The sequence below is a fragment of the Synechococcus sp. CB0205 genome (genome assembly GCF_000179255.1).
Lineage (GTDB): Bacteria > Cyanobacteriota > Cyanobacteriia > PCC-6307 > Cyanobiaceae > Vulcanococcus.
In genome coordinates this window covers 1-5,224 of the sequence record NZ_ADXM01000018.1, presented here as the reverse complement: position 1 = coordinate 5,224, position 5,224 = coordinate 1, and the positions used below count along the sequence as shown (strand labels likewise).

3 protein-coding genes are annotated in these 5,224 nt (G+C 57.5%); all 3 read right to left on the bottom strand.

All coding sequences use genetic code 11. The annotated features are described in order from the left end of the window. Positions 1 to 242: 242 nt before the first annotated feature. Positions 243 to 2,945, bottom strand: coding sequence for a S8 family serine peptidase (locus tag CB0205_RS0101920; protein ID WP_156797750.1), 2,703 nt, complete (start codon positions 2,943 to 2,945; stop codon positions 243 to 245). Positions 2,946 to 3,077: 132 nt separating this feature from the next. Beyond that, entirely contained in the window at positions 3,078 to 3,932 is an 855-nt protein-coding gene (gene speB, locus CB0205_RS0101915; protein WP_010313689.1) for an agmatinase, read from the bottom strand. Beyond that, a complete protein-coding gene (gene speE, locus CB0205_RS0101910) occupies positions 3,929 to 4,795 on the bottom strand; it encodes a polyamine aminopropyltransferase (protein ID WP_010313687.1) in 867 nt (288 codons plus the stop codon). The genes speB and speE overlap by 4 nt, the downstream gene beginning before the upstream one ends. Positions 4,796 to 5,224 lie beyond the last annotated feature (429 nt).

Sequence of the window (5,224 nt, the reverse complement as noted above, 5' to 3'; positions counted from 1 at the left end):
AACTAGGGCGGTCAATTCCCTCCAGAGACATCCCTCCGGCTCAGGATTGCCAGCAGCTGCAATCAGCGCTGGGAAGCAGCAGAGCAATACGGTTAGAGATTGAGGGTTTACGGATTCCAGGCTTAACAGTTAGGAAACATCCGCTAAACATGTAATCAGTACAGGCGGGAAACAACGCCACTGCAATCCATGCCCTTTTCAGGCAATGCGCAAGTGGTGTTTTGCGGTAACGGCTGAATTGTCTACAGGAGCGGGTAAAGGTTTGTTAGTTGATTGAGCAGCCCCATCCCATTAAGGCTGCCAAGACCTGTTGCTGAGTCGAATCCGAGAGCTGTGGCCGACAAGCCTCGATCCAGTTCGCCATTCGAAAGTGTTCCGTTGAGTGGATAGAAAATGGCTTTGCCTGTATCCGATTGAATGTCATAGCCTGCATAGATTCCGTCCCATTCTTCGGGCGTTGTTGGGGTTGTAAATACGTTCGAATTGTTGGAGCCGGATGGTACGTCAAAAAACACTTGATCGCCAAGGCCGGAGCCGTAAAGCTCGTACAGCAGGGGGTTCAAGAAGCCCACAGAAGCATCTTCTCCAAAGCTTCTGCGAAGTTCGGAAATGATATTGGCGATCAGGCCTGCAACTAATGGTGCTGCGGCTGATGTGCCGGCCGAGTGTGTTGTGAAATAGCCACTCTCATTCAAGGCTGGGGCTGCGTAACGAGGAAGCTTCGTTCCGTTCTCAGTATTTGCGCCGGAGAACATCGAAATATCTGGATAAGCCCTCCAGGTATCGCTCCAGACCCCCGTCAAATGATCGCGCTGGTAACCGGCTGGGAGCAGCTGACTTGATGGAAGCCAGCTGCCGCTGGATCCCATGTACTGCTGCACCCCATCTTGTAGGTCAAAGACATGAGTGGCGCGGTTGAGTTCATTGACGCTGAAGGTGCTGATGCCGGATTCCGCAACTACGCCATCTGGAATTGTGTAGGTTGATTGATTGTTGAATTTGTTCTCGTTCCAGGTCAGCTGGTTATATGGGGAAATTCCAGTGCCACTATTACGGTAGTCAACTATCGTGTCGCGACTAAAGGTAGTGCCGCCAACACTCAGAATTGCAGCACTCCCTGTGTTTTCGGTGGGGTTGGTCTTTCCCTTCCCTGGTAGGAAGATGCTTCCATCGACTGAGTTCGCGATGCCACGATCACCTGATGCAACAACCACAGGAATTCCGCGTAAAACGGCATCAAGATATAGCTGCTCGTAGGCATAAGCGCTGTAATGCCGCTTGAGATCATCTTGGTCCGAAGATGAAATCACATCAACAGGATTATCGAGATAGATCAGGGATGCATACCTGCGATATAGATCGTCGTTCCAGTCTGATTCGATGACTGATGCGCCTGGGCTGATCGAGGTTAAGATGCCAATATCAAGCATTTGTTCCCCGATCCCGTCCGCAGACTGGTTGGCTTTGTCTGAGGCTAATGATTGAAAGCCGGGGACCACAAGGGGGTCGCGACCTTGCTGTAGGAGATAGTCCCTGAAATTCTCACTATCTTGCCAATCAAGCATGGCTTTTGTGCCGCCACTTCCTACAAGCCCGATTCGTGCGCCAGAGCCCGCTGTTGAATCATCGACTCCCGAAAATTGATATGCCCTGGCTACATTAATAGGGCTAATATAAATGTAGGGGTCTGGGTCGGGTGAGTTTGTTCCATTTGGGTCGGCGGCGTTGGATGTCGACTTTTCTTTGATATGCAATCCAAGAATTGCTTGGGCGAAGGCTTCGGCTCCATTGCCTTGTGCGTCAAGGTAGGACTTGCCGTAGTCGCTGTCTCGGTTGACATAGGGATACCAGACATCATAGGGATTTAATAGGAGGCTCCCATCTGTAAAGCTCTCGACAAAGTTTTGTCCCTTGATCGTAAAGCTGATGGTGCGCTGCTCCTTTGCCCTGCTCGCGTCGATGTCTGTTGCGCCACTTTGGGCTAGAAAACCGACAACAGCCTCAATGTCTGCAGGGTCTGCACCGTAGAGATCTATCAAGTCTTGTTGAGACAGGCTGTTGGTGTACTGATAAAGATCTCTGTATGATAGAGATGTGAGTTCGTTGGCATCGTAAAACCGTTCAATCTTGTACTGGTCGCTCTTCTCCATGGCGGCGTGGTCGACCTCGCGCCGATTCAAAATTAGCGAGATCTCTAGTTCTAGATCGCCTAATACTTCTGGATGTGCTTCGAAGTAGGCCAATTCGTCCTGGTAATTCTTCAGGGCATCTGGATCTAGGTCTGATCTGGTGACGAAGCTCGTTTGATCTGCGTTGATCCAAGGGTTTGAATTGGGGATCCGCGTTGGGCTATCAGATTCTGGCGTGAGTTCAATGCTGAAGTCGTTGAAATCTCGATCGCTATTGCCGGAGGCTGATGTGTCTTCTGCAAGATAGGCAACGCCGCCGGTGGCTAGATCGTATGAAATGAACTGAACATCACCATTGGGATTTGCTGCGTTGAAAGATGAGAAGATCTGAATATCGCTATTGCTGACTTTGCCGAAGAATGGTGAATAAACCTGATTTGGTTTGCTATTGCTGACTTTGCCGAAGAATGGTGAATAAACCTGATTTGGTTTGCTATTGCTGGTTTTGCTGAAGAACGGTGATTGGATTTGATTTGGCTTGCCATCCACTAGCAAGAGGACTCCCACGCCTTCGTCTAAATCGATGTTGAGGTTGTATTGGCTTGAGAGCCCGTCTGCTGGTAGGCGATCTGATGGGAGATAGGTCCCCGCACGCTGTGCGTTTTCTAGCGCTACTTGTAAGTATCCTTTTTCGCCTGGTTGCGTGGTCCACCGCCAGAAGCCGCGTCTTGACTCGACGGCCCCTGTGACTGGATCAGCTTTGTAGAACGCGAGGCCATTTGCATTGCTGCTCAGGCGTTTGATGGATACGTTCATGGGGTTCAGCTGTCGTTTGCGGTTTGCGCCCTAACGATTCAGTTTATGGATTTACTAAGGGTTGAACACTGTTAACCCATAAAGATTCTTTGTTGCCTTTTCGCTGCCTTTTGAGTAGTTACTTTTGCTGAATCAGCGATCCAGCAGGAAAAGCAGGCTGCGCACCACCTTGGCCGCCAAGACGCTGCTGACCCCGCTCGGGTCGAGCATCGGCGCCAGCTCCACCACGTCGGCGGCCACCAGGTTGTGGTGCCGCAGCTCATCCACCAGGGCGGCGAAGTCGCTCCAGAGGAAGCCGCCGGGTTCGGGGGTGCCGGTGCCGGCCATCACGGCGGGATCGAACCAGTCGAGATCCACGGTGAGATAGAGGGGCTTGCCCCGTAGGGGCTTGAGCGCCTCGGCCATCCGCTCGATGGCGACCAGGCGTCCGGTTTGGCGCAGTTCGCTGAATTCCTCGCGGGTGCCACTGCGGATGGCGATCTGCAGAAGCTGTTGGCTGGGCAGCACCTCCAGGCAGCGGCGCATGGCGCAGGCATGGCTGTGGTTGGCGCCGAGCCATTCGTGGCGCAGGTCGGCGTGGGCATCGAGTTGCACCAGCACCAGTTCGGGATGCTGCTCGGCGACGGCGGCCACTGCTCCTGAGCTGATGGAGTGCTCACCCCCCAGCATCAGCGGCTTGAGGCCCAGCCCCAGCACCACCTGCGTCGCCTGCTTCACCGCCGCCACCACCGGCTCCGGTGCACCAAAGGGGATGTCCACGGCGCCCAGGTCGGCAATGGCCAGTTCCTCCAGATCCCGATCGAGCTGGGGGCAGTAGCTCTCAAGGCCCGGGCTGACCTCGCGGATGGCCGCTGGGCCAAAGCGGGTGCCAGGCCGGAAGGAGGTGGTGCCGTCGTAGGGCACGCCGAACAGGCCCACGCGGCAGCCGGCGGGATCCCGCTGGCTGCCCATGTAGATGGCGCCGTCGGTGTCGAAGAGGTCGTTCATGCGTTGATCGCGCGTTCGATGGCGGCGGGGATGGCGTCGAAGGCGCCGCGTTGCCAGCGGGGGCTCCAGATCTCACAGCCATCAACCACGGCCGCGGCACGGGAGGGATCCGGTTCCAGATAGCGGCGGCCGTCGATGGCGGCGAAGGTCCAGCTCCACCAGCCGCTTGGATACATCGGCACCCAGCCGTACATCGGATCGGCGTGGCCAAAGACCTCGCGGATCACCTGGACGGTGTCGATGTGGACCTGGCGAAAGGCCTCGGGCGATTCGCTCTGGGTGGCAAAGACGCCACCGGGCTTGAGGATGCGGCGGCACTGCTCGAAGAAGGCCCGGTTGAACAGGCCTTCGGCGGGGCCAGCGGGATCGGAGCCATCGACGATCACCACGTCGTAGCTGGCGTCAGCGGCATTGGCGGCCCAGGCGATCCCGTCGCCCACGGTCAGGTGGAAGCGCGGATCGCTCCAGCAGCCTCCGCCGATGGAGGGCAGGTGCTGCTGGCTCCACTCCACCACCAGTCCGTCGATCTCGACCATGTCCAGGTGCTGCACGCCGGTGTGGCGTAGGCACTCTCGGGCGGTGCCGCCATCGCCACCGCCAATCACCAGCACCCGCTCCACCGCTTCGGCGCTGCAGAGCGCCGGGTGCACGATCGATTCGTGGTAATGCCGCTCCTGGCGCTCGGCGGTCATCCAGCAGCCATCGAGCAGCAGGCCCTTGCCGTAGCGCCCGCTCTCGATGATGGTGACCGTTTGGAAGGGCGACTGCTCCTCGGCGATCACTCGGCCAGCCAGGCCGTAGCGCACACCATCGAAAATCTCGTCGACCCAGCCGGGGGTGGGGGCGGTGCTGGTCTCGGCCATGGACGGGGGTGTTCCTGTTTCCACATTTGCGCATCACGGGTGCTCCTCTGGCCTGTGCTGCCAATGACAGGCTTTGGTGAGGGCAGGCGTAGCTCCTGGCGATCTGCGGCTCAGTGAGCCTTGGGTGATCCCCGAAGCGGAGCTCCGCTGGCGCTTCTCGCGATCTGGTGGGCCCGGCTGCCAGAACGCAACACCACCGATTCGCGCGTGGAGCTGGTGTTGGACCTGGCGGCAACTCCGTCGCTGCCGCCGCATTTGCAGGCGAGAGCGGTGAAGCGGTTGCAAGCGCGGCTGGTAGATGGATGCACGGTGATCGCCGCCAGGGAGCACCGCTCCCAGTGGAAAGCCGGGTGGCGGTGCAGCGCCGGCTTGTGGACCTCTTGCAGGAGGCGATCAAGCCACCGCCACCGCCGCCGCCGCGACGCTCCA

Coding starts and splice junctions, on each gene's coding strand:
- CB0205_RS0101920 (WP_156797750.1), bottom strand. CDS start 2,945: ATGAACGTATCCATCAAACGCCTGAGCAGCAATGCAAATGGCCTCGCG.
- speB (WP_010313689.1), bottom strand. CDS start 3,932: ATGAACGACCTCTTCGACACCGACGGCGCCATCTACATGGGCAGCCAG.
- speE (WP_010313687.1), bottom strand. CDS start 4,795: ATGGCCGAGACCAGCACCGCCCCCACCCCCGGCTGGGTCGACGAGATT.